General features: G+C 60.4%; 22 protein-coding genes and 1 tRNA gene. 14 read left to right on the forward strand and 9 right to left on the reverse strand.

The features are described from left to right. The first annotated feature begins 143 nt into the window (after positions 1-143). The 5 genes from VE23_RS14090 (at position 144) to VE23_RS14105 (ending at position 3,960) form a co-directional block, all read left to right on the forward strand. Positions 144-1,301 (forward strand): MGDG synthase family glycosyltransferase, encoded by a 1,158-nt coding sequence (locus VE23_RS14090; RefSeq protein ID WP_049868318.1) that lies wholly within the window; start codon positions 144-146, stop codon positions 1,299-1,301. 41 nt (positions 1,302-1,342) lie between these two features. Continuing rightward, a complete protein-coding gene (locus tag VE23_RS14095; RefSeq protein ID WP_049868319.1) occupies positions 1,343-2,539 on the forward strand; it encodes an MFS transporter in 1,197 nt (398 codons plus the stop codon). Positions 2,540-2,556: 17 nt separating this feature from the next. Beyond that, entirely contained in the window at positions 2,557-3,156 is a 600-nt protein-coding gene (locus VE23_RS14100; RefSeq protein ID WP_021879328.1) for a TVP38/TMEM64 family protein, read from the forward strand. 334 nt (positions 3,157-3,490) lie between these two features. After that, a complete protein-coding gene (locus VE23_RS27050) occupies positions 3,491-3,634 on the forward strand; it encodes a hypothetical protein (protein WP_021879327.1) in 144 nt (47 codons plus the stop codon). Positions 3,635-3,663: 29 nt separating this feature from the next. After that, a complete protein-coding gene (locus tag VE23_RS14105) occupies positions 3,664-3,960 on the forward strand; it encodes a hypothetical protein (RefSeq protein WP_021879326.1) in 297 nt (98 codons plus the stop codon). A gap of 87 nt (positions 3,961-4,047) precedes the next feature. Here the strand turns inward: VE23_RS14105 and VE23_RS14110 are convergent, their stop codons facing one another. Further along, complete coding sequence (locus VE23_RS14110) at positions 4,048-5,133, reverse strand: FUSC family protein (protein WP_048746514.1); 1,086 nt, start codon at positions 5,131-5,133, stop codon at positions 4,048-4,050. 280 nt (positions 5,134-5,413) lie between these two features. Beyond that, entirely contained in the window at positions 5,414-7,198 is a 1,785-nt protein-coding gene (locus VE23_RS14115; RefSeq protein WP_049868320.1) for an ATP-binding protein, read from the reverse strand. 162 nt (positions 7,199-7,360) lie between these two features. Here VE23_RS14115 and VE23_RS14120 point away from each other — a divergent pair, with 162 nt between their 5' ends. Then, positions 7,361-8,026: an NUDIX hydrolase gene (locus VE23_RS14120; RefSeq protein ID WP_049868321.1), complete on the forward strand. Its 666-nt coding sequence runs from the start codon at positions 7,361-7,363 to the stop codon at positions 8,024-8,026. Positions 8,027-8,108: 82 nt separating this feature from the next. Here the strand turns inward: VE23_RS14120 and VE23_RS14125 are convergent, their stop codons facing one another. Beyond that, positions 8,109-8,993 carry a hypothetical protein gene (locus VE23_RS14125; RefSeq protein WP_049868322.1) on the reverse strand — a complete coding sequence of 295 codons (885 nt, stop codon included), beginning with the start codon at positions 8,991-8,993 and terminating at the stop codon, positions 8,109-8,111. A 138-nt stretch (positions 8,994-9,131) separates the two neighbouring features. After that, entirely contained in the window at positions 9,132-9,635 is a 504-nt protein-coding gene (locus tag VE23_RS14130) for a metallophosphoesterase family protein (RefSeq protein ID WP_049868323.1), read from the reverse strand. Positions 9,636-9,850: 215 nt separating this feature from the next. Here VE23_RS14130 and VE23_RS14135 point away from each other — a divergent pair, with 215 nt between their 5' ends. The 3 genes from VE23_RS14135 (at position 9,851) to VE23_RS14145 (ending at position 13,534) form a co-directional block, all read left to right on the forward strand. Continuing rightward, on the forward strand, positions 9,851-11,146 hold the full coding sequence (locus VE23_RS14135; protein WP_048746508.1) for an AAA family ATPase: 1,296 nt from the start codon (positions 9,851-9,853) through the stop codon (positions 11,144-11,146). A 24-nt stretch (positions 11,147-11,170) separates the two neighbouring features. Beyond that, positions 11,171-12,922, forward strand: coding sequence for a vWA domain-containing protein (locus VE23_RS14140; RefSeq protein ID WP_021879321.1), 1,752 nt, complete (start codon positions 11,171-11,173; stop codon positions 12,920-12,922). A 351-nt stretch (positions 12,923-13,273) separates the two neighbouring features. After that, positions 13,274-13,534 (forward strand): zinc/iron-chelating domain-containing protein, encoded by a 261-nt coding sequence (locus VE23_RS14145; RefSeq protein WP_021879320.1) that lies wholly within the window; start codon positions 13,274-13,276, stop codon positions 13,532-13,534. 99 nt (positions 13,535-13,633) lie between these two features. On the opposite strand, the gene VE23_RS14150 is transcribed toward VE23_RS14145, so the two are convergent. After that, positions 13,634-13,709: transfer RNA gene (locus tag VE23_RS14150), tRNA-Thr, on the reverse strand. Positions 13,710-13,974: 265 nt separating this feature from the next. On the opposite strand from VE23_RS14150, the gene VE23_RS14155 reads away from it, so the two are divergent. Then, complete coding sequence (locus VE23_RS14155; protein ID WP_021879319.1) at positions 13,975-14,409, forward strand: universal stress protein; 435 nt, start codon at positions 13,975-13,977, stop codon at positions 14,407-14,409. A 171-nt stretch (positions 14,410-14,580) separates the two neighbouring features. Here the strand turns inward: VE23_RS14155 and VE23_RS14160 are convergent, their stop codons facing one another. Further along, complete coding sequence (locus VE23_RS14160; protein WP_069202475.1) at positions 14,581-16,113, reverse strand: sensor histidine kinase; 1,533 nt, start codon at positions 16,111-16,113, stop codon at positions 14,581-14,583. A 216-nt stretch (positions 16,114-16,329) separates the two neighbouring features. Between VE23_RS14160 and VE23_RS14165 the strand changes: the two genes are divergently transcribed. Continuing rightward, entirely contained in the window at positions 16,330-16,548 is a 219-nt protein-coding gene (locus VE23_RS14165) for a hypothetical protein (RefSeq protein WP_048746503.1), read from the forward strand. 176 nt (positions 16,549-16,724) lie between these two features. On the opposite strand, the gene mgrA is transcribed toward VE23_RS14165, so the two are convergent. After that, the gene (mgrA, locus tag VE23_RS14170) at positions 16,725-17,723 is read right to left on the reverse strand and encodes an L-glyceraldehyde 3-phosphate reductase (RefSeq protein WP_048746501.1); all 999 of its coding nucleotides are present in this window, start codon (positions 17,721-17,723) and stop codon (positions 16,725-16,727) included. 121 nt (positions 17,724-17,844) lie between these two features. Then, the gene (locus VE23_RS14175) at positions 17,845-19,293 is read right to left on the reverse strand and encodes an HD-GYP domain-containing protein (protein ID WP_048746498.1); all 1,449 of its coding nucleotides are present in this window, start codon (positions 19,291-19,293) and stop codon (positions 17,845-17,847) included. A 254-nt stretch (positions 19,294-19,547) separates the two neighbouring features. On the opposite strand from VE23_RS14175, the gene VE23_RS14180 reads away from it, so the two are divergent. After that, positions 19,548-20,423: an aldose epimerase family protein gene (locus VE23_RS14180; RefSeq protein ID WP_232316941.1), complete on the forward strand. Its 876-nt coding sequence runs from the start codon at positions 19,548-19,550 to the stop codon at positions 20,421-20,423. Between the two features lie 124 nt (positions 20,424-20,547). Here VE23_RS14180 and VE23_RS14185 read toward each other — a convergent pair whose 3' ends face one another. Next, complete coding sequence (locus tag VE23_RS14185; protein WP_049868325.1) at positions 20,548-21,105, reverse strand: GNAT family N-acetyltransferase; 558 nt, start codon at positions 21,103-21,105, stop codon at positions 20,548-20,550. Between the two features lie 250 nt (positions 21,106-21,355). On the opposite strand from VE23_RS14185, the gene VE23_RS14190 reads away from it, so the two are divergent. Then, complete coding sequence (locus VE23_RS14190) at positions 21,356-22,516, forward strand: winged helix-turn-helix domain-containing protein (RefSeq protein ID WP_049868326.1); 1,161 nt, start codon at positions 21,356-21,358, stop codon at positions 22,514-22,516. Between the two features lie 134 nt (positions 22,517-22,650). Beyond that, positions 22,651-23,447 (forward strand): MFS transporter (locus VE23_RS27375; protein WP_232316943.1); only part of this gene is annotated, 797 nt, incomplete at its 3' end.

Here is a 23,447-nt window from a genome sequence, read left to right on the forward strand (position 1 = left end):
GCCGGAGGCCGCCGCCGTCCGACGCCGAAAACAACTTTACCGGCAAATTTCAAAATCTCCATCTTCGCATGATCTTACGTTAACAAGAGACCCGTATACTGGAAGACAGACTTATCCACGCCCCAGGAGGTGCCACCGTGACCATGCAGCACGCAGAGCTTCCGCACCGGCAGCCCAAGCTGATGATCCTGTACGCTTCTTATGGAGAAGGCCATCTTCAAGCCGCTCTGGCCGTGAAGGAATCGCTCGCCCGCAAAGGCAACGACCGGACGGTGCTGATCGATCTGATGGCCGAAGCCCACCCGCTGCTCAATGAAATGACCCGTCTCGCCTACCGCTCCAGCTATACGGTCATGCCCGGCTTGTACGGCTGGCTCTACGACCGTACCCGGCCGATGAAGCCGGATTCCAGGCTCGCGGCATGGCTGCATTCTTTCGGACGAAACAAGCTGCGCCAGGTGCTGCTGCGCGAGCGCCCAGACGCGGTGCTCCATACCTTCCCCCTGTTCGCCGGCCTCGCCTTCAAGCAGACGCTTCTTCCCGGCATGCTCACCGCCGCCGTCGTCACCGATTACGATCTTCATTGCCGCTGGGTGCATCCCGGCATCGACCGCTACTATGTGCCTACCGAGGACTTCGGCCGGGAGCTTCATGCTCTGGGCATCGCCGGCTCGCGCATCTGCGTCAGCGGCATTCCGGTCAAAAAGGGCTTCCGCATGCCGGAGAGCCCCGAGCGGGCGGCGGAGCCGTTCGCCCGCTACGGCCTCGACCCCCGTCTGCCGCTCGTGCTGATCATGGGCGGAGGCAGCGGCGTCATGAGCGGAATCCTCGACGCCTGCAGCCGCCTGCTGAGGATGGACAATCTTCAGATCGCCGTCATCTGCGGACGGAATGAAGCGCTTCGGGCATCGGCCGCCCGAAGGTTCGAGCGGCATCCGGAACGGTCGCGGCTGCATCTGTTCGGCTATGTCGAGACGATGCCCGAGCTTATGCCGCTGGCCTCCTGCCTCGTGACCAAGCCCGGCGGCCTCACGCTGGCCGAAGGGCTGGCCGCCGGGGTTCCTCTGTTCGTCTACCGCCCGGTGCCGGGACAAGAGCTCGGCAACGCCTCCTATCTCGCTTCCAAGGGAGCCGTGGAAATCGTCCGGTCCCCGGCCCGGCTCGCGGAAGAAATCATGAAACTCTTTGCCAGTCCTGAACGTCTTACCGAGAGAAGGTTCGCAAGCTCCTCTCTGGGCCTCCCCGGCGGCGCCGATGCCGTCGCCGAGGATTTGCTATGGCGTCTGGGCGGGTATACTTAATGGCAACAGGCCTTACCAGCCGAGCAAGGAGGAACCCGTACATGAATCGATTCCTGAACCGCTCCCTTGGCATCGGAGGAACCGAGATCCCCCTCTATGCCGTCATTCTTCTGCTCGTGGAATTCGCGCGCGGCGCTGTCCTCATCAGCTTCCTGCCCTTGTACGGCAAGCGTGAGCTCGGACTTACGCTGGATGCGGTAGGTGCCGCCATTACGGCGCATTATCTCACCGATACCGTGCTCAAGATGGCCATCGGCTATTTGCTTGACCGCTTCTCCATCCGTTTTGTCGTCATGGCGGGCATGATCGCATCGGTCGCCGGCGTCGTTCTTCTCCCCTTTGCGGACGTTCCCTGGCTGTTCATTCTCGCGGCCGCCATTTACGGAATCGGAATCTCGCCGATCTGGATCGTCTGCCTGACCCAGGTGACAGAGGAACGAAGAGCGGCCCAGATGGGGTTTTTATACATGATTTGGCTCGGGGGACTTGGCGCAGGGCCGATTGTATGTAATATAGTCATGGACCACAGCAGCCGCGCGGCTTATCTGATGATCCTGTCCAGCGTCCTGCTGGCATCTGTTCTGTCGCTCTTCATCAGCGGACAGCAGCGCTCGGCCGTCGAGCGGGTGCCGCTGCGGGAGCAGCTGCCCGCCATGAAGCAGCGCTTGTCCCAGATCAGGCTGCTGCTTCCGGGCATGGTGCTGCAGACGGCCGGCGCAGGCATGCTCGTGACCGTGCTTCCGACGCTGGCCACCGGCCGGCTGGGCCTCACCGGCGCCCAATACTCCCTCCTGCTGACAGCCGGAGGCGTATTCACGCTCGCCGGGCTCGTCCCGTTCGGCAAGCTGTCGGACCGGCTGCGATCGTTCCGCCGCTGGTTTCTCGTCATCGGCTTTTTCGCCGTTGCGGCTGCGCTCTACGCTCTCGCCTACGCTTCGGGCCTCTGGCTGTGCATCGTCATCGCCGCTCTGCTGGGCTTGTCCTACGCAGCCGTCCTGCCGGCATGGAACGCCTTGCTCGCAGCCTATATTCCACCGGGCCAGCAAGGACTCGGCTGGGGTCTGCTCAGCACTGTGGAGGGCATCGGCGGCATGATCGGCCCGGTGCTCGGAGGGCTGATCGCCTCCTGGAGAGGAGAGCCCTTCGTCGTCTGGATCAGCGCCCTGCTGTTCGGACTGATCGGCGTCTGCTACTGTTTTCTTCCGCTGGCCGAAGCCGGCAAGCTCGATCCCAAATAGAACAGGTTGTGTGAAGCATGAGCATCGTCCAGGACTGGATACGCGAAATCAAAACCATGAACCCCCAGCAGCTGGAGCATACGCTGCAGCAATTTTCCTCCTACGGCCCTTTGCCGGGAATTCTGCTGCCGCTCGCCGAGGCATTCATGCCTTTTTTGCCGCTTTTTCTGTTCATTGCGGCAAATGCCAATATTTACGGATTGGGCTGGGGCTTCCTGTATTCCTGGATCGGCGTCTCTGCAGGCTCCATCTGCGTATTCTGGATCGCCCGCTCCATGGGCGGAGGCCTCGGGATGTGGCTGGAGCGCCGCTTTCCGCGCGTGGGCGTATTCTTCGACTGGCTGGAGCGCCGGGGCTTCACGCCGATCTTCCTGCTCGCCTGCTTCCCGTTCTCCCCTTCGGTGCTCGTCAACATCGCATCGGGCCTCAGCAGCGTCCCGTTCCGCACCTTCTTCGTCGCGGTCGTTCTCGGCAAGGCGGTCATGATCTTCATCATCTCCCTGCTGAGCTTCAATATCGGCGATCTGGCGCCATGGCGCATCGTGCTTGCCGTATGCGTCATGGTCATTATGTGGCTGGGCGGAAAAAGACTCGAAACCCGTTACCTGGCTAAATAAGACAAGCCTTGTCCAGCGGAAGGCCTCGGAAAAAGGAGTCGCAGCAGACGGAAATCATTTTCTGTTCGCTGTCGTCCCCAGATTCTCTCCTTTCTGCCGCGGTTGAAATAGGGGATATGGCGCCCTCCGTTTGGCCTCGTCCGGAAGACGGGGCCTTTTGGGCGTTCGTTCCGCTTGCGCAGCTGCGCGGCGGCCAGGCAAGGAAAGCCGGCACTCCCTTCCCCATCAGGCATCTCTTTGACGGCTATGGTCGATATTGGCCGCTTCGGCTCCGATTAGCGGCCGCTTCCCCTACACAAACTGTATAGGCATCTCCCGCGAAAGGAGGATGGCCATGTCCGGCGAACAGCCTTCATTCAAGCAGACCTTCGCGCGCAAAGCCCAGTCGGAAGCAGACCGCTCCGGCAAAGGCAAAGCCGCGGCCAGCGCCAAGCAGTCCGAAGCGGATGCCGCCGCTGTCCGCAAGCACGGCGTCTAACCAGACCCTATACACTCAGGAGGGATCGCATGAGCGAGAAGCCTAGCCATAATGAAATGGAGCCGATCTCGGGTGAGCATGTCGAGGTCGACGGCGTTTATACGAACCAGTGGGGCCGTCAGGAAAAGCTGCAGCGCGGCGATGCCTTCCCCGCGGATCCGATGTGGGGAACGACGGAGTGGAAGCTGGCCGAGCTTGAATTCAGCAACCATCATGCCGGCCATACCGACCCGCGTGAAATCCCGCATGACAGCGCGAACGACCCCGAGAACCACTTGCAGCATCCGCGCCGCCACAAGCACAAAGAGCATCGCGGAGACGAATAAGCGACAAGCAAAAGGCGTACCCTCTTCATAGAGAGTACGCCTTTTTTATGGTGCCGGCCAAGCGGAATTCAGCCGAAGCCGAATGGATCAGTTCTTGATTCGGCTCGGCTCTGCTTCTTCGGAGGCTGCAAGCGCCGGACGGCTGTCCTCCGCTTCCCTGTCCCTGCTGTGCACCTGATCAATGATCTTCTCCAGCCGCCGGAGATGATAGCCGTATTCGAACAGTGCGGCGGCGACGAACACGAGCCGCCGGTGCTGATCCGGATCGTCCCGCAGGTAATCCGTCAGCTGCCGGGCCAGCCGAGTTCCGGTAATCGCTTCCGATGGCACGCAGGCATGCGGCTTGATTTTGCCGTCCAGCTTGAGCAGCAGATGCTCGTGGTACTTGGTCAGCTCCTCGATCTGGGCGTCCAGCTTGACCGCCCAATCCTCCGCTCCGGGAGAGGCGAAGTAATGCTCCTCCACGACGTCCAGCAGGTCGGCTCCCTTGGTGACCGCCTTGATGAGCTGCTTGGCCAGCAGCAGCTGGCGCGCCCGCTCGGCGCGGCTCGAAGCCCGCAGGGAACGCTCGTCCACGAGCACCTTGTAGCGTTCGTCCAGCTTGCCGATCGTCCCGTGCAGCTTGGCCTTCTCGTCGTTGTACACCTGCTCTTTCATTTCGTCGGAGATGGAGGTGCGCAGGAGCAGCGACAGCTGCTGGTAGGATCGGTGCACGTCGCTGTGGAATTGCTTGCGCGGCCTCGGCGGGAAGACGAGCACGTTGACGGCGAAGGCCGCTCCCATGCCGGTCAATACCTGGAGGAAACGCTCCACGGCGAACGTCCAGCCGGTCGCATTGGCTTCCATGACGGCCACGACGGTTACGAGCGTCAGCCCCACCGTCGATTCCATTTTCAAGCGGATGCTGACGAGTATGACGGCTATGATGACAATGCCGACCGCGATCGGATTGTTGCCGATAAGCTGCACGGCTCCCAGCGCGATCATCGCGCCGAGCAGATTGGTCTGGAATTGGTCGCTCACCTGCTGCCACGAGCGGAAAATGGACGGCTGCAGGGTGAATATGGCTGAAACGGCAGCCAGAATCGGAGAGCTGAACTGGAAGAGCTCGCTCAGGTAGATGGCCAGCGCAACGGCGATGCCGGTTTTTAGCACTCGGGCCCCGATGGTCATAAGGGTTGAAATCCTCCTTCTCAGGCAGGCGAATGGGTATTCTTCTTCTTCTCTTATACCCTGTTGCTCCATTGCCTGTAACGTATCCCATGCCCGCTCGAATTCGGGCAACTGCTATATTGTACATTTTTTTCATTTCAATTTATACCTGGCATCGGCTTGCCTCCCGGTTTGAAACCAGAGCAACATCGCTTGGATCAAAAAAGAAGCGCGGACCGGGCATGAATCCCGATCTGCGCTCCTATCGGCAGGTCCTGCTCCTCGCTCCTCCGCCCCGCCGTCACGAGCCCAGGCTGCCCAGCGAGCTTCTTCTCGCGTCCGCGCAGTAGGGCAGATAGATCTGGAACGAGGTCCCTTCTCCCAGCTCGCTCGCCACCCGGATCCTTCCCTTGTGGTTGTCCACGATCTTGTAGGAAACCATCAGGCCAAGCCCCGTCCCCTTATCCTTGGTCGTATAAAAGGGCTGCCCCATCTTGTACAGCTGCTCCTCGTCGATGCCGGGTCCCTCGTCCTTGACGGTGACGAGCACCTCTTCCTCCCTGAGCTCGGTGGAGATGATGATCTTGCCTCCCTCGACCATGACCTCGATCGCATTTTTGAGCACGTTGATGAACACTTGCTTCACCTGGGGCTCGACGCCGTAAATCCAGAGCGGCTCGGATCCGTATACGGCCTCGATCTCGATGCCGTACAGGGAAGCTTGAGACTCCAGAAGCAGCACGGTGTCGAGCATGGTTTCGCGCACGTCGGTATAATCCATCTCATATACTTGGGGTTTGGACAGCATCAGCAGCTCGCTGACGATATTCTCGATCCGGTTGAGCTCGGATTTCATGATGTCGAAGTAGGGGCTGCCGGAAGTGCGGCCGCTGGCGATCAGCTGCAGAAAGCCTTTCAGCGAGGTGAGCGGATTGCGGATCTCATGCGCGATTCCGGCTGCGAGCTGACCGGCCACATAGAGCTTCTCGGAGTTGATCAGCAGCTCTTCGTTTTTCTTCCGTTCGGATATGTCGCGGATGATGACGATCGCCACCGGCTGGCCGGAGAAGGTCGATTCCGAATGGATCAGCTCCGTGCTGATCGGCCGGCCTCCCAATGTGAACCAGTCCAGCTCGATCGCGACCGCGGGAGCCTGGGGAGACGGCCTGCTTGAAGGCTTGCCTCCGCGCGGATGGCGGGCCAGATGGCTGCGCAGACGCTCGTGGCAGTCCGGACACAGGAACCGGTAGACCGACTTGCCGACCATGTCGGATTCATCCGCCGCCTCGAACATCCTCAGTCCGGAACGGTTCACGAATTCCCACTTGCCTTCGCTGATGACGGCAATCATATCGATGGAATTCTCCACCAGCAGCTTGTAGCGTTCATTGATCAATCCGTAGCGGCGGTCTGCAACCCAGGCGACGATGCTGAAGCTGAAGATGATGACAGTTGCAAGGGCAAGCAGCAGCCCCATGAACATCAGGTACTGGTCGATCCTGGCGGTCGGCTGCTCCGACGAGCCCCGGCCGTAGGAGAGGGACTCGAGGGCGAGCAGATGGAAGGCGATCGCCCCGGTTCCGAAGACGAAGCTGGCCGGAAAACGGCGTTTTCCCCCATGTTTCATATAGACTTGCAAGGAAGAGTAGGTACCGGCCAGCAAGACAGCCAAACCGGCGGCCAGCAGCGATGGATTCAAGTCGAAAAGCCGGACATGGTGCATCAAGACGCACATGTAGTGCATGAAAGCGACAGAAGAGGCGATAATCAGGGAAGAAGCCCCCAGCCGGAGCTTGCTTGTCCCCCCTTCTCCAAGCAGCAGAAAGGCGGAATAAGCCGCTCCTCCCAGCAGGAACAACGCCAGGAAGGATTCCGCCGTAATCGATACCAGGTAATTGGAAGCCAGCATGGCGACGAAATGCATGGACCATACGCCGAGGGCGAATACGGCTGAAGAGCCGAGAAACCAGTAATGGCGGAACGGGCGGCGGCTGTTCAAATTACCAACCATGCTGAACATCGTATAGGCGGAGAAGACGATGATCGTATAAGCTAAGGACATGTAGAAGGCATGGTCAAGCTGCATCGTCGAAATCATCCCGTTCTGTATAAGAAATGGGCTGCAAAAAAATGGATTTTGCCTTGAAATTCGACGTACCCGCGAAAAATCCTTTTGGAATGAAGAATCGTCTTTTTGACGATGCCGTTCCATCCGTTCACCGCAGCAGCAGATGAAAGGAATCCGCCCATGAAAAAAGAACTGTTCGATATTTTCGATGACAGCTGGACCCGCATCGGAACAGCCACCCGCGCCGAAACGCACCGGCTCGGCCTGCGCCACCGCTCCTTCCATTGCTGGCTCGTCCGCGGCTCCGGCGAAGGCGCCCTCATCCGCTTTCAGAAGCGGCGGGAAAGCAAGGATACCTATCCCGGCTTGTACGATATTACGGCCGCCGGCCATCTGTCCGCAGGGGAAGATATCCGCGATGCCGTCCGCGAGCTTGAGGAGGAGCTTGGAATCTCCGCCGCCTTTGAGGACCTGCTGCCGCTCGGCTATTCGATTGAAAGGTCGGAGGGAATAGCGGGAGGCGTCCCTTTCGTGGACCACGAGCGCTCGGAGGAGTTCGCCCTCCGCTGCTCCCTCCCCCTTCTGGAGCACCGGCTCCAGCATGAGGAGGTGGCCGGCATTTACGAGGCGCCGGCCGAGGGACTGATCGGCTTGTTCGAAGGCAGGCTGGAGGCGCTATCCGTTCAGGGAGCCGAATGGCCGGAGCTCGCAGGCTCGGGGGCGGATACGGCCCTATCCGAAACCGGGCTTGTGCCGGTCACCCGGAAAATCCGCTCGGAGGACTTTGTTCCTCGTCCGGCCGGTTACTACGCCTCGCTGTTCAGGCGTCTCAGCGAGCTTCCTTGAACCAAAAAGCCTTGCCTTCTCCATCGGGAGCCGGCAAGGCTTTTTGGGCAATGCGACGCCGTTCAGGGCTTTGGCGGCTTTGTTAGACCTGGCGGCTTTTTGCAGCCCTGGCGGTTTTCAGGGCTTTGGCGGCTTTGCGGGCGGCAGGTGCAGCCGCCTTCCGGGCGGATCCCGCAGCCGCTTTGCGGGCGGATCCTGCAGCCGCCTTCCGGGCGGATCCTGCACCCGCTTTGCGGGCGCTTCCGCGTCTGGAAGCTTTCTTGCGGACATTTCCCGCCGGAACGACGCTGCTCAGCAGGCCGGGAATCGGTCCCGGGGCTCCCGGCCCGGGCACTCCGCCTCCGAAGCCGCTCAAGCCGGGCATTCCAGGCATTCCAGGCATTCCGGGCATTCCAGGCATTGTCCCCATACCTTGCATTCCGGGCATTCCAGGCATTGTTCCCATACCTTGCATTCCTGGCATGAAGCCGGGCTGCGGCGATAGGCCTCCCGGTAATCCGCCCGCACCCTGGCTCCGCTGCCAGTTGGAGTACCAGTTGTCGATCAGTCCGTGGATCTGGTAGAAGTAGGTCGAGCGAGGGGCAATGTCCAGATCCCGCAGGATAGGCTCGCCCAGCACCTCGGAGCCGGCATCGTGGATGCAGGCGTGGATATGCTCGATAAAGCGGCCCAGATCGTCCGACGTCGCAAAGGATTGCGGCTGGTAACGGACGCGCATCTCGCCGTTCCCGTCGTAACAGGAGGACATGCGGATGCCTTGCGGAACTTCGCTCCACGGAGCCACCAGCGACATGTCGAGCCCTTGGCCGCGGTACCAGTCGAGCACCTTGCGGATATATTGCCGGTGGAAGCTCAGGAACTTGTCTCCCCATCCAATCGGAGGATTGTCGTTGTCCATGACATGGTTGGCATGATGCCACCGGCGGTGTTCTTCAAGCAGATCGCTTGGAAAATTGGGAATAATCATCGTGGAAGGCCCTCCCTGGTCCATAGGTTGCTACCACAGGATATGCAGCCGCCCTCGGGCTAGTGCCTTCCGCTCCGGTCTGCTCCGGTGAATTCCACTCGGCTCCGGTCCGCTCCGGTCAGCTCCGGTCCGCTCCGGTCAGCTTCGGTCGTCGTAATAACGATGCTCGGCGTGCATCCGCCCGCCCGATAGTTCAAGAATTCCGTAAGAATAGCGGGGCTGGCGCCTCTTCTGGACCGGAGATCCGGGGTTGAACAGGAGCAGGTCTCCCTCCCGCTTGCTGTAAGGGGCATGGGAGTGGCCGAACAGAATCAGGCCGACCCCGTCGTCAGGAAAATTCGACCGCGCCTTCTGCTCCGTCCATCGGCCTTGGCCCAGGTCGCCGTGCACGATGCCGATCCGGCAGCCTGCGAGCTCGATCAGCTTGCGCCTGCCGTAGCGGCGCACGAGCTCGGGGCCGTCATTGTTGCCCGCGACTCCGTCTACCGGCGCGATGTCCTCCAGCAGGCCGGCGACGCGGGGATGCGTCCAATCTCCGGCATGCAGGATATAGTCCACTCCGCGCAGCCCTTCCACAAGCGCATCCGGAAGCTTGGATGCCGAAGCGCCAAGATGCGTATCCGATACGAGTCCAATCCGCATGAGTCCGTCCCCTTTCTTTCGCAGCTTCGGTTCCAGCTTAGCACAAATAAGATCCTTCCCGATACGCTTCAGGAACGCTTTGATCGCCGCATCGATTCGTATTCGGCCGGGCCGCTCTGGTACAATAAGAAGACCGCTACCGCGGCATCCGAACAAGAACAAGGGGGATCGAGCAGACCCGCCGGCGCTGCTCCGGCAAGAGGGCTGCATTCGCCATGAGCCATAACCTACCCAATAAGCTTCGCGAAGCCGCCGCCCATCTGGAGAACCGCTTCCAGGAACGGGAGGAGCTGATCCGCGTTCTCCTGCTGGCGCTGATGAGCGGCGAACATCTGATGCTGGTCGGGCCTCCAGGCTCGGCCAAGTCCCAGCTCGCCCGGAGCGCTGCCGCCCTGTTCGGCAGCAGCCGCAGCTTCGATTATTTGCTGACCCGGTTCACGACGCCCGACGAGCTGTTCGGCCCCGTCTCCCTGCAGCAGCTCAAGCAGGACCGCTACGTCCGCCAGACGCAGGGTTATTTGCCCGAGGCCCGCTTCGCCTTCCTCGATGAGATCTTCAAGGCGAGCAGCGCCATCCTGAACTCGCTGCTCTCGATTCTGAACGAGCGGATCTTCTACAATGGGGCGGAAGCCAAGGAAGTGCCTCTGCTCTCGCTCATAGCTGCGTCCAACGAGCTGCCGGAGGAGCAGGAAGGGCTCGCCGCCCTCTACGACCGCTTCCTCTTCCGCTACGAAACCCGCTATCTCCAGCAGATCGCCAGCTTCGAGCGGATGTTCCAGGGGCCGGATACGCCCCCGCCCGCCCTGCTCGATGCCGGCGATGTCCGGCGCATCCAGGACTCCGCCTCCGGGGTCGCCCTGCCTGAGCCGGTGCTCGTCATGCTGTTCCGGCTCAAGACGCTGATGGAAGAAAAGGAATACATCCTATCGGACCGCCGCTGGCGCCGGATCGGCCGCACTTGGCAGGTAAGCGCCGCTATCCATGGCCGCGATGCCGTCAGCGTCTGGGATACGGTGCTGACTCCGCATCTGCTCTGGGACTTCCCCGAGGACCTCGAGGAGCTGCGCGGCATTTTTGCCGGCGTCTGGCAGGAGCTGCTGGCCAAGGAAATGGACAAGGAGCTGCCTCTGGCCTCCTACCGCGATACGCTCCAGAAATGGCTGTCCCGCGAGGAAGAGCTGAGCGGCTTCCAGTTCCGCAAAGAGGTCGGCTCTTCCCTCGGCCGCACGCAGGCGGAACGGCTCGCTTCGATGACGGACGAGGCGAGGAGCGAGCTTGAGGAAACCGCCCGTTCCTTGCAAGGACGTCTAGTCGCCTGGCAGGAGAAGGAGAAGCAGCTGCCCGCATGGATCGAGTCGCAATCGGTGTTCATCCTGCATGCCGATGAATACGCTGTCCGCTTCACGCATCTGCGCATCGGAGGCGAGAAGGTTCTCCAGCAGCTCCAGGGGTTGTACCGCACTTTGTTCGACAAGGATATTCCCGGCGTTTCCTATGACTATACCCTTTGACGGCAACCGGAAGGAGGCAGGCCGATGCTGATTCGCAGCGCCCGGGTAGACCGCTATCAGTTCGACGCGTTCGTCCGCTCCTCGCGGACCGCCCGCGAATGGATGAAGGAGGCCGAACGGCAAGCCCCATGGTTCGATCTGGAGCTGTTCGCCGATTTCTTCATGAGCTTCTATCTGGCGGAGCCCGTATTCGAGCATCCCGTCGGAGGCGATCCGTTCCATCGCTGGATGCTCGCCTCCCTGCGGCGGCAGCATTTCTACCGCCTCATCCATCCGCAGACGATCGGCGAAGTGAATGCCTCGTTCAAGACGGCGCTCAAGGCGCTGTCCTGGCTGGCGGAATCCTACGAGGAGGAGGCGAAGCGGCGGGAACGGGAGAAAAGGCCGATCCTGTCGGCCGGCGAGCAGGACAAGGGCCCCGGAGGCAGCGAGGCTGCCGGGGAGCTGCAAGAGCGGCTCAGCGAGCGCCAGCTGGAGCAGCTGCAGCTCGTCGGCTACCGGCTCCAGCAGGGCCGGCGCACGGTAGAGGACAAGCAGCGCGAGCAGGACAGCCGCCCGCTGGACCTCGAGGAGCGCCGCGCCTTGCGTCAGCGGGTCGATGAGCTGCGCGAGGCGATGCGAACCGACTTCCTGCGCCGCGACAAGCTGAGGGCCAAGCTGTCCAAGGCCGAAGCCGAGCTGCAGCAGCTGGAACGCCGTCTGTCCCGTGTCAGCGCCCGCGAGGCGGCGGCCATGCAGCGCATCGAGGATGAGCTCGGCGATTGGCTCGGCCAGTCGCTGCGGGGCTCGCTGGAGCGGGAGAGCCGGGACAGCGGCGACATCTTCGGACTCATGCAGGCGAGCCAGCGGCTGGCCAACCGGCGCTGGGGAAGCGAGCTCGGCCGCCTGCGGCGCCAGACGTTCGAGGAATACAGCCGCTGGATCGAGCAGCTGCGGGGCCGCAAGGATCTGCTCGCTTTTCTGGAGGATGTCGGCCGCAGCGTGCACTCCCTGAAAGCTATGCGCAAGAAAGCCTCCTCGCTGCGCGTCCATGAAGCTTATGGAGGACTGGAGCTCGCCGGCGACATCGCCCGCATGCTTCCGGGAGAAGCAAGCCTGCTTGCCGATCCCGACTTCGAGCCCTATTTCCTGATGAAGCTGCTGGACCGCAAGCTGCTCGCCTATTCTCCGGAAGGAGAGGCCGAGGAATCCCAGCGCGGCCCGGTCATCTGCATGATGGATACTTCCCATTCCATGCGCGGGTCCAAGCTTCGTCTCGTCCAGGTGTTCACGGCCGCGTTCGCCGCATTCGCGCTGGCGGAACGCAGGGACTTCACGCTGCTGCTGTTCGGCGCGAAGGGCGAGGTCATCGAGCATCGCCTCTATCATCAGCGGCCCGACTGGGACCGTTTCTACGGCATGGCCTCCCTCGCTTATGGCGGCGGTACGAACTTCGACGCTCCCCTCGCGAGAGGCATCGACATCGTGGAGCATGTCCGCGGATTTGCCGCCGCCGATTTTGTCATGCTGACCGACGGCGTCGGCGAGATAACTCCCCCGCTGCGGGAGCGTCTCGCACGGCTCTCCGCCCGCAGGAGCGTACGCCTCCATACGCTGATTGTCGGCTCGGCAAGGCAGCATCTTGCCGCGGAATATGATATTCTAGGAGTTTCCCACGTGGTCCGCTTCGCTCAGGCCTGGGATTCCCGCGATGCCGAAGCAGGGAGCCTCCTGCTCGACGTATTCGCCGCAGCGGGCGATAAGCGGGAGAGCCGCCGGCGGAGACTGCTCTTTTGATTCCCAAAGCAAAGAGGCTGCGCTTGCGCGCAGCCTCTGTCTTCTATTCTTCCGCCGTCCTTGCCGCCCGCCGCCTTGAACTGCGTTCAGCGGGTCGCCAGCCATGCCGCGCAGGCCGCCCAAAACGGCAGCGACAGAGCCAGTCCGTTCAACAATCCGGTCAGCAAATGGCCTTCCCGTCGAATCATGAGACATCTCTCCCTGTTTTCCGTAATGGATACATTATGGCCCTTGCGGCCGCCATTTAGACGGAGCTTGGTTGACTTGTCTTACCCCGTGAAGCGTTTTCACAAACTTCGCGTCCGGTCTGCCGGGCGATTGAATCTATTCTATGCAAAGAGGTGACTCGTTATGATCTGCCGAAGCGGCTGCGCCGCCTGCTGCATCGCCCCTTCGATCTCGTCTCCGATTCCGGGCATGCCTGACGGCAAGCCCGCCGGAGTTCCCTGCGTGCAGCTGCTGCCGGATCTGCGCTGCGCCCTGTTCGGCAAGCCCGACAGGCCTGCCGTATGCGGAGAGCTTCATGCAGCAGCCGATATGTGCGGCGATTCCCGCGACGATGCCCTCGCCTATCTGGAATGGCTCGAAAAAGCTACCGCTCCCGGCGCATGACGACCGGGAGCTTTTGTCGGAAAAAATAAAAAAACGCCGCTCCCGACAGATGTCGAAAACAACGTTTTTGCGAAGGGAATGAATCCTGAAAAGTTGAAATGGTGCTGATGAAGGGATTCGAACCCCCGACCTACGCATTACGAATGCGTTGCTCTACCAGCTGAGCTACATCAGCAAATCCTTGGTTGTCGCGACGTCTGCTTGTCCTTGTTTTAAACCAAGTTTTCGTCAGCGGCGACTTTTATAGAATACGCATTTTCGCGAATAATGTCAAGCATTTGTCGACGGGTTTCTGCCGCTGCACATGTGACGAATTTATGTCCGCCGTTTCCGCTATGCCAGCGGCGGGTAATGTAACGACAAGTAAGACTCGCGCTGCATAAGGATGCCGGAATGGGTCCGGACCGGAGCGAGCATAACAGAACGGAGGCGCATCGAACATGCCCTATTCCAAAATCATTGTTGGATACGACGGCTCGGAACAGTCCGTCCGTGCCCTGAGATCGGCGATGGAGCTTTCTTCTACCTTCAAAGCGCTGATTGAAGTCGTCCATGTCTATAATTTGACGCCGATCGTCGTTGGCGAGACGGTCGCAGGCTCGCCGCCCGCGGCAACGGAATCCATGAAGCTCGAAGCCGAGACGGTAGCTGCGGAAGCCCGCACCATCATCTCCTCGGTAACGGATACTCCGATCGAGGTGCTTATTGCCGAGGGCGATCCCGGCAAGACGATCACATCGATGGCGGAGGAACGCGGCTCCGATCTTATCGTCGTGGGAAGCCACGGGAAAGGCGGCTTCAAGGAGCTGTTCACGGGCAGCGTCAGCCATTACGTGACCCAGCATGCCAAGGTGCCGGTGCTCGTCGTCAAATAGGCGGACAGCCGGACAAAGCGTGTTCCAGCACGGCTTTTCAAAGGGAGCCATACGGACAAAAGCGGAAAAGAGCCGGACGGCTCTTTTCCGCTTTTGCATGTCTGTCGGCTTCCCATATGCCGCTCAGGAAGTAGAACAAGCCCTTCCGCTGCGGGAACGAAGGGCGGCCGCTCATATCCGCTGCGGTTCATCGCCTTCCTCTCCAGCCCCGCCGAAGCTGCTGTCGGCAGGCATGCGGAAGATGAACGTGCTGCCTTCTCCCTTGTCGCTCTGCAGCTCGAGCATGCCTCCGAGCAGCTTGGACAGCTGCAGGCTGATGGAGAGGCCGAGGCCGGTTCCGCCGTACTGGCGGGTAATGCTGCCGTCTTCCTGCTGGAAGGCCTCGAAGATGAGGTTCTGCTTCTCCTTGTCGATTCCGATACCGGTGTCCTTGACGGCGAACACGATCCAGTCCACTTCGGGCAAGGCCGGCATCGGCTGCCGGGAATTCCCCCTGCTACGCAACCGTGCGGACGCGCGGGTTCCGAACAGTTCTTCGTCCGGTGCCGGGAGCAGCGCCCTGCGTTCACCGGAAACCTTGAGCTCCACGAAGCCGGTCTCGGTGAACTTAAAGGCGTTTGTCAGAAGATTGCGAAGCACCTGATTGACGCGCAGAGCGTCGGTCAAGAGCATCTGGGGGGAATCCGGCTCGATCTCGACCCGGAACGGGAGCCCTTTTCGGTCGGCGACCGGCTGGAACTGCGCCTGGACGGAATGCAGCAGCTCGATGGCCGGAACGTTCTCCAGGGTAAGCTGCAGCTTGCCGGCTTCGACCTTCGACAGATCGAGAATATCGTCAATAAGATGCAGCAGATCCACTCCCGCTGCTTTTATAATGCCCGCATAACGCTTGTCCTCTTCGCCGTACGCCTCGTCGCCGCTCTCCTGGATCAGCTGCGAAATCAGCAGCATGCTGTTCAGTGGCGTCTTGAGCTCATGGGACATGTTGGCCAGAAATTCCGACTTGTAGCGCGACGAGAGCAGCAGCTGGCGAGCCTTGTCCTCCACATCCCGCTTGGCTTCCCTCAGCTCCTTGGTCTGCCTGCGCAGGATCAGGTTCATATTCTTGAGATCGACCATCCGCTGCTGATCGAGGCTGAAGTCGCGGATCATGTACACGAAGAAGGCGCTGAGGAGAAGCGAGAGCAGCAGCGTCAGCGGCGCGTACTCGCTCCAATAGACGGACAATGGAAGCACGCCGAGCCAGGATATATTGATGCAGTTGAGCATGTTGATGACGAGTATGATCACAACGGCCTTCCGGAAAAAGGTCCAGCGGCTCCGGCCGAGGAAGAAGGCGAGCAGCGCTCCGGCGGCGCCCAGGACGAACATGTTGCCCATGCCGGCAAGAGAGGCCGCATGGATGCCGAATAGAAGCCTGCCCAAGCCGATTCCGATTCCGATAGCCATAATCTGCCAAGGCTTGCTGAGGATCAGGACCGCCATGATCAGCGGCACATAACGGAGATCGAACAGGATATGGTCGTTCACCCGAAGGCCGAATACCATCGTCAGCCAGCCGGATGCGATAAAGATGATGGAGGCCAGCGCCTCCTGTATGCCGGGCCGCAGCCATTGGAAGGCGGTTTTATAGCCAAGATTGAACAAATAGGCGATTGTGATAAGCAGGCTGATGTTCATGAAGAAAACTTTGGATAGTGCCATGCCAGCCTCCGTCAGTTTCTTTGTATGCCTATATTCTACATCAATTCTCAGCCTTCATCATCCATTGCCTGTCATTTCCCTCCTCCCTTCATGCGAATAACAGGCTCTATAACGATGCTTGTTGAATAATGTTCCTATTTCGTTCATATTCCTTTAATGCGTTTAATGTAAAATAAGGGAAGGAAAGATTAATTTCACAAGGGGGTGCTGTCCGATATGATGCAGCCGATCACGTTCAAAAACCGTTCTGTCCCCGTCTACTACCCCCCGGGACAGGAGGAAGCGCTGAAGGCGCTCCCGGGCAAGCTGAGGGAGCTTGAGCTCAACTTCGATTTTCGCAAACGATGGAAAGAGATCGCATCCGTCGAGATGTCGCGCGACGTGGCGATCTTCCAATATCATGACGGAACGAAGCTCTATCTGGAAGTAGGCTAGGCCCTGCCCGCCGGCGGCTCAGTCCGGGCCGCCCTGCTCCGGCAGAAGGCTTGAACTCCGTCCGGCCTCTCAATGGATTTTGGCATCAGCACAAGCAGGCGCAAGGGAGAGTGTCTCCCTTGCGCCTGCTTGGCGTTTATGGATGATTGTCCGGTCAGCCCGTACCCATTCCCTGCTTAACCCTCGCGGCGCAAAATGCTCTCGATCTTCTCTAGCTCTTCTCCGCTGAATTCCAGGTTGTCGAGCGCGCGGACATTGTCCTCGATCTGCGATACCCGGCTTGCGCCGATGAGGGCGGAGGTGACCCGCCCGCCGCGCAGCGTCCAGGCAAGCGCCATCGCCGCCAGCGACTGGCCGCGCTCCTGGGCAAGAGCGTTAAGCTCGCGGATCTGCGCCAGCCGGCCCTCGGTAATCTGGCTGCCGCTCAAAAATACGCTTGGTCCGCCGGCCCGGGAATCCGCGGGTATGCCCTGCAGATAGCGGTCCGACAGCATGCCGCCCGCCAGCGGGGAAAAGACGATCGAGCCGATGCCCTCTTCCTCCAGCACATCCTGAAGCCCGTCCTCGATCCAGCGGTTGAACATGGAGTAGGACGGCTGATGGATCAGGCACGGCGTGCCGAGCTGCTTCAGGATGTACGCCGCTTCCCTGGCCTGCTCGGCGCTGTAGTTCGAGATGCCGGCGTAGAGCGCCTTGCCGGAACGGACCGCATGGTCCAGAGCCGACATCGTTTCTTCGAGCGGCGTATCCGGATCCGGACGATGGTGATAGAAGATGTCGACATACTCCAGGCCCATCCGCTTCAGGCTCTGGTCGAGGCTGGAGAGGATGTACTTGCGCGAGCCCCACTCGCCGTAAGGTCCCTCCCACATGTAATAGCCCGCCTTGGTCGAGATGACGAGCTCGTCCCGGTATGGCGCAAGATCATCCTTCAGCATCCGGCCGAAATTCTCTTCGGCGGAACCAGGCGGAGGCCCGTAATTGTTCGCCAGATCAAAATGGGTGATGCCCAGGTCGAATGCCCTGCGCGCCATTTCCCTGCCGTTCTCGTAGCGGTCGTTTCCTCCGAAGTTGTGCCACAGTCCGAGCGATATTGCCGGCAGCTTCAGCCCGCTGCGTCCGACGCGGTTGTACTTCATCGATTCGTACCGCCCGGAATGAGCTTGATATCCCATCTCCATTGTCCTCCTTGAACCTCTATAATCGCCGGCAGCGGTCATGATGAAACCGGCGTCCAGCTAATATGCTCATTATACCTCGAGAAATCGGCGCTGGCTTGGCCGATCCAGGACCGGCTCAGACGGTCAGCGTGCGGGTGCGCGGCGGGACGACATGCATGTCGGTAGCCGTTTCCGCGAAAAACCCGGGCTCTTCCTCCGCCAGGCTCAGCCAGGCATCGACGCAAGCCGGATCGAATTGTCGGCCGCGCTGAGCCGAGATGATCCCGAGCGCCTGCTCATGGGTCATCGCCTTGCGGTAGGACCTGGACGAGGTAAGCGCGTCGTACACGTCCGCGACAGCCGTAATGCGCGCGAACAGCGGAATCTCCTTCTCCCGCAGCCGGTCCGGATAGCCGGTGCCGTCCCACCGTTCATGATGGGAGCGGATGACGGCAAGCTCTTCCCGCATGAAGCCTAGCTTGCGGCACAGCTCATAGCCGTGTACGGGATGAAGCTCGACGACGGCCCGCTCCTCCTGGGTTAGCACATCGGGCTTGTTCAGGATCGACTGCGGAATCTGCAGCTTGCCCACGTCATGGATGATGCCGCCCTGGCCGATCGCCATGAGGTCGGATGAAGCCAGCCCCATGCGCTCGGCCAGCTTCAGGGCGTACAGGGCGACCCGGTAATTATGGCCCGCCGTGTAGCCGTCCTTCTCTTCTGTCGCCTGGATGAGCGCCTGGACGCTCGGCGAGATGCATTTCTGCAGCCATTCCTTAGGATCCGAGCGGAACAAGGCTCTCATGGAATCCAGCAAGGAATGGGAGCTGGCATATTGGAGCAGGATGCCCGCCGCCACAGCCAGCAAGGACAGCAGAAGCAGCACATGGTACAGCCACCAGCTCAGACGCCACGGCTCGCCGAGAACCATGATGAGCTGACCCGCGCCTAGCCAGCCGCAGCTGTAGACGATGGAGAGCTGCAGCGGCATCCTGGCGGCCTTGTAGCCTTTCCAATAACTCCGTGCGGCGCTGGCGAGCAGGATAAGCACGATCGCCGTCGATGCGGTTCTCGTGGAGTCCCTCTCCGACCACCCCGCGAGAATATGGGGGTGGTTCATGGCGGAGAAGAAATAAAGCATCAGAACGACTGTCCAGGCAGGAACCAGCCACCGGTGGAAGCGCCCCAGGAACAGGACGAGCGGACGAGCCGCGTTCACGCCGGACAGCGCCAGCCATACGGAGGCGATGAGGATGCCCAGCTGCGAGGAAATGCCCTGGACGGAGTTGTGCTCCATGATGAATCCCGGCGTGGCGAGTCCGTGCAGCATGATCAGCGCCGTCATGGAGATGTAGGCCAGCGCCAGGAACGATACGCCGATGTTGCGCAGCTTCATCCCGGTGTAGCCCATCGCCCCCGCCAGCAGCAAGGAGAAGACGGAAACGATCGTCACGATATAAAAATGTCCGACTGGGGAATGCCAATAGATGTCCAGAGTTCCGGACCATCTCAAAGCCTGGAACAGAATCAGGGGCAGCAGTATGAATGCAGCAGCCGTAAGCAGCTTCCGGTGAGGAGCGCGCATGGGACTGAAGATCACCTCGTATGACCGCATCGGGACGAATGGTGGAATAAAAGGCAGGACTTATGGATGCCTATACAAATAACGGCCGCTGCATTAATATGGGAAAAATAAGCTTTATCCGTAGCATACCTTATCCTGGAAAGCTTTGAACAGAGCCAATATTCAAATTTATGACCTTTAGGTCCCGTATGAAAGACGAATGATGGAAGATGCTGTCTTTTGAAAGGAATTATTTCTATAGGAGTTGAGACCTATTGTCATATCAATATGAAGTCAAAACATACAAAGAAAAATTCGAAATGGTCGAGCTGACGGAGGCGGCAACCCGCTCCCGCGTGCTGATCTGTCCGGAACGCGGCGGCATCGCCCTGCAATGCCGGCTGAACGGCTATGAGCTGTTCTATCTCGACGAGGCCACGTTCCTGGATCCGGAAGCGAACATACGCGGGGGCAATCCCGTGCTCTTCCCGATCAGCGGCCAGCTGGCCAATGGAGAATACGAGTGGAACGGACGCAAATACCGCATGCGCAATCACGGAGTCGCGCGCACCGAAGCCTGGGAAATCGCCGGCATCTCCGATGACCGGGAAGCCTCCGTCACCCTCCGCCTGCGCAGCAGCGAGCGGACGCTGGAGCAGTTCCCGTTCGAGTTCGAGCTGCTGTTCACGTACACCCTCAAGAACGGCGAGCTGTCCATCTCCCAGCAATACCGTAATCTGTCGGATTCTCCGATGCCGATGTATCCCGGCTTCCATCCCTACTTTGCCGCGGATGCCAAAAACCTTTCCTATCGAACGGATGCTACCCGGTACCTGGATTACAACGACGGACAGGAAAAGCCGTACGAAGGCTCCCTCGATCTCGGGAGCATGAAGGAATCGGCCGCTCTGCTGGATGCGGAGGCTCCGGAGATCGCCTTCAAGCCTTCCGGAAACCTTGCGGTCCGGATGCGCTACAGCGGCAGCTTCCGCTACGTCGTCCTGTGGAGCGTAGAGGACAAGCCGTTCGTCTGCGTGGAGCCCTGGATGGCTCTGAACGGCGAGCTTAACCGCCAGGAGGAGCTCGTGCTCGTCCAGCCGGGCGAGCCCGTCGAGGCCGAGCTGGTCATCGGCGCATCCCATACGCTGTGATGCTTTGATGCCGCTGCGGCATCGCCGCTGTGCCGGCTGGTGTGCCCGGCTGGTGTGCCCAAACCAAAAACGGACCTGTTCCCCTCTCCAAGGGGAATCAGGTCCGTTTTTGGTTGCATGTCCATTATCGGATTTCTTTTTGGTAAAGGCAGAAGCCGTTGTCCGATCTGCCCATGAACGTATATCCAAAACCGCTGTAAAATGCGTTGAGCTTGTCGTTGCTGCCGATGCAATCGAGCCGTATCGCCGACTTGCCTTCGCAAGCGGCGCCCGTCTCCGCCCAGGACAGGATGGCCGCGCCGATGCCTTGACCGGCATAGTCGCGATTGACGGCCAGCCGGTGCAGGTACAGATAGGGCTCGTGGCCCTGCTCTCCCCACAGCTCCTTGTCCCACTCGCCGGGCTGCTGAAGCAGGATGACCATTCCGGCAAGCGGCCGACTCTCCTCCGCCGAGGCCTTCGGGCCTGCCCGGAACAGGAACGCCTCTCCTCTGGCCGCCGCCTCTTCCAAGCCGTGGCTGTCCTCTCCTCGGAGCAAGCCGTTCCACTGCAGGGAACCGCTGGATTTCAGCCATCCGGCGATGCCCCGGAGCATATCCATCGCTTCCGCCGTTCCTTCCGGCCGCAGCCTCTCGACCGTCAATCCGCCCGCTTCCGCGCGCATCATCGTAATTCCATTCATAGCGATCCCGTCCCTTCCAGCGGTTTGCCCGCGCTTCCTCATCCAAGATCGCGGCTTGAGGAAGCCATCTGACGCGGCGGGCCTTGTACCCCCATTGTATCGCGGCGGCCTCATCCGCGCGAGCCCCCTGATTCTTCCTCGGCTTCTGTGATTCGGCTGCTTCTGCCCATCGGATGCACTGTTGCCATGTCCGCGCCGGATTTCCCCCGAAAATGCTATAATGACCCGAAGCAAAGAAAAGGGGATCGGGATGATGCTGGAATTCAGCGAAAACGGATATAAGGTATCCTCGAACGGGGTAACGGTCGAGCTGTTCGCCAAGGAATACGCCCTGCTGCGATTTCTTTACCGCAATCAAGGAAGCGCCTTCAGCCGGGAACAGCTGCTCGACCGGGTATGGCCTCTCGAATATCCGGTCGAACGCACCGTAGACGACCATATCTACAGGCTCCGCAAAAAGCTGGCTCCAATCGAAGGCCTGGCGATTCGAACCGTGCGCAGCTACGGCTACTGCCTCACCGTACGTTCCCGGCCGGCGGGAATCCATGCGGTCCCTTCGGCTGCCGACGAAGAGCTGCGGGAGCAGATGCGCGATATTTTCGCCAAATATCACCGCTACGGCCAAGGGACTTCGATGCTCGCGCTTGCCCGGCAGCAGGATATTCTCGGTTATGAGCTGGACCCGTTCTATACGGTTTACGTTCACTTCGTCCAGGGAGACGTGCGATGGCTGCTTGAGGGAGGAGGCTTGCCAACTTCCGAACGGGTCTACTGGCTGCTTTTGTTCCACCTGTTCGCCGGGGAGCCCAAGGCCAGCCTGGACTATTGCGAGCGGGTGCTCGAGACCGGGAAGCTTCCTCCTGCCCAGCACCGCGAGATCGAGATGCTCAACATTCTGGATTTGTACACACTGGCCGGAGCGCCGGACAAGGCTCTGGAGCGGATCGAGCGGACACGCAGCCTGATCCTGGAGGATCCCGGGTATGAAAGCTTCGAAACGCCGGCCGCCACATCCGCGATGTACGCCCATCTCCTAAGCGGCACGGGCGACCGGGAGCTGCAAGCCATTTCCACTTCCATCGAGCAGCTCCTTGCGGCCAAGCCTTATCTGAGGGAAATCGGCAGCTACTCCATCGTGAGCGGGCTGTGGCGGCTGAGAAAGAACGAGCGCCGCTCCGGCGAAGCGCTGCTCGACGAGGGACTTGGCGTGCTGGAGCTGTCCGGATTCGTCCCGATCAGGCTGTTCGGGCTTTACCGCATCGTCCAATTTTGCCGAAGAACCGCCTTCAAGGGCAGTCCCGAGGTGACACGCAAATACGCGGAGCTGTTCGCGGAGGCGCAAGCCCGCTGCGGACTTCCAGGCCTCTTGCCGAATATCGAAGCCTTGCTGGACGACTGCTTGTCGGACTGACATCCGAAGGATGAATGACGGCACGGGAACCGCAACGGCCTTCAAGACGTTCCTCCTCCTGATATTTCTCTGACAATCCGGCGGTATACTCGGCTCAACAAACGGCCGATGCCAACGGACAGGGGAAGATCACCATGGGAATTGAAATGCCGACGATCAATCATAAACGCACCCAAAGAGGCCTGCTCGGCAACAAGCTGTACAGGCGCACCTTCACCGCTTACGCAGCAGCATCCTTCGGCGACTGGTTCGATATGCTCGCCATCCAAGTGCTGGTCGCCTATCGCTGGGAAGCCGGTCCGCTCATGCTGGCGCTTGTTCCGGTCAGCCTGGCGCTGCCGGGCATCGTGCTGGGATCCGTGGCGGGAGTGGCCGCAGACCGGCTCAACAAGCTGCAGCTGATGCGATGGTGCGATCTGCTTACCGCTGCGCTGACCGCCGCCCTGCTGCTCGTTCCGAACATGTTCTGGCTGCTGCCGGTGCTCGCGCTGCGTTCCGCCGTTTCCGCGCTCAATGTGCCGGCCCAGCAGTCCTTGACCCGCAGCCTCGTGCGGGAGGATCAGCTGCTGCAGGCAGCCTCGCTGAACGGCCTCGTGAACCAGAGCTCCAAAATCGCCGGCCCCTTGCTGGGCGGATTGGCCTTGACGGTCCTTTCCCCCGCATGGTGCATCGGATTCAATGTCTGCATGCGGCTTTTCTCTTATGCCATGCTTTTGTTCATCAAGATCAATGCCATTGACGGGAAAGCTGCGGCCGTCTGCGGCTCTGCCCGCAATGGCAGCGATTCTTCTGAAGGCGGCAAGCCGCTGCCGTTCCGCCAAATGTGGAAAGAAGGCTGGAGCTTCATCCTCCGGAACAGGCTGCTGCGCAATACGATGCTGTTCGGCCTGCTCGGCGCGTTGTCGATCCAGATCGTCGATTTCCAGTTCGC

It is taken from the genome of Paenibacillus sp. D9, assembly GCF_001188365.1.
GTDB classification, from domain to species: Bacteria; Bacillota; Bacilli; order Paenibacillales; family Paenibacillaceae; genus Paenibacillus_O; species Paenibacillus_O humicus.

Coding starts and splice junctions, on each gene's coding strand:
- VE23_RS14100 (WP_021879328.1), top strand. CDS start 2,557: ATGAGCATCGTCCAGGACTGGATACGCGAAATCAAAACCATGAACCCC.
- VE23_RS14165 (WP_048746503.1), top strand. CDS start 16,330: ATGATGCAGCCGATCACGTTCAAAAACCGTTCTGTCCCCGTCTACTAC.
- VE23_RS14175 (WP_048746498.1), bottom strand. CDS start 19,293: ATGCGCGCTCCTCACCGGAAGCTGCTTACGGCTGCTGCATTCATACTG.
- VE23_RS14160 (WP_069202475.1), bottom strand. CDS start 16,113: ATGGCACTATCCAAAGTTTTCTTCATGAACATCAGCCTGCTTATCACA.
- VE23_RS14135 (WP_048746508.1), top strand. CDS start 9,851: ATGAGCCATAACCTACCCAATAAGCTTCGCGAAGCCGCCGCCCATCTG.
- VE23_RS14155 (WP_021879319.1), top strand. CDS start 13,975: ATGCCCTATTCCAAAATCATTGTTGGATACGACGGCTCGGAACAGTCC.
- VE23_RS14120 (WP_049868321.1), top strand. CDS start 7,361: ATGAAAAAAGAACTGTTCGATATTTTCGATGACAGCTGGACCCGCATC.
- VE23_RS14115 (WP_049868320.1), bottom strand. CDS start 7,198: ATGCAGCTTGACCATGCCTTCTACATGTCCTTAGCTTATACGATCATC.
- VE23_RS14190 (WP_049868326.1), top strand. CDS start 21,356: ATGATGCTGGAATTCAGCGAAAACGGATATAAGGTATCCTCGAACGGG.
- VE23_RS14090 (WP_049868318.1), top strand. CDS start 144: ATGCAGCACGCAGAGCTTCCGCACCGGCAGCCCAAGCTGATGATCCTG.
- VE23_RS14105 (WP_021879326.1), top strand. CDS start 3,664: ATGAGCGAGAAGCCTAGCCATAATGAAATGGAGCCGATCTCGGGTGAG.
- VE23_RS14095 (WP_049868319.1), top strand. CDS start 1,343: ATGAATCGATTCCTGAACCGCTCCCTTGGCATCGGAGGAACCGAGATC.
- VE23_RS14145 (WP_021879320.1), top strand. CDS start 13,274: ATGATCTGCCGAAGCGGCTGCGCCGCCTGCTGCATCGCCCCTTCGATC.
- VE23_RS14130 (WP_049868323.1), bottom strand. CDS start 9,635: ATGCGGATTGGACTCGTATCGGATACGCATCTTGGCGCTTCGGCATCC.
- VE23_RS14140 (WP_021879321.1), top strand. CDS start 11,171: ATGCTGATTCGCAGCGCCCGGGTAGACCGCTATCAGTTCGACGCGTTC.
- VE23_RS14185 (WP_049868325.1), bottom strand. CDS start 21,105: ATGAATGGAATTACGATGATGCGCGCGGAAGCGGGCGGATTGACGGTC.
- VE23_RS27050 (WP_021879327.1), top strand. CDS start 3,491: ATGTCCGGCGAACAGCCTTCATTCAAGCAGACCTTCGCGCGCAAAGCC.
- mgrA (WP_048746501.1), bottom strand. CDS start 17,723: ATGGGATATCAAGCTCATTCCGGGCGGTACGAATCGATGAAGTACAAC.
- VE23_RS14110 (WP_048746514.1), bottom strand. CDS start 5,133: ATGACCATCGGGGCCCGAGTGCTAAAAACCGGCATCGCCGTTGCGCTG.
- VE23_RS14125 (WP_049868322.1), bottom strand. CDS start 8,993: ATGATTATTCCCAATTTTCCAAGCGATCTGCTTGAAGAACACCGCCGG.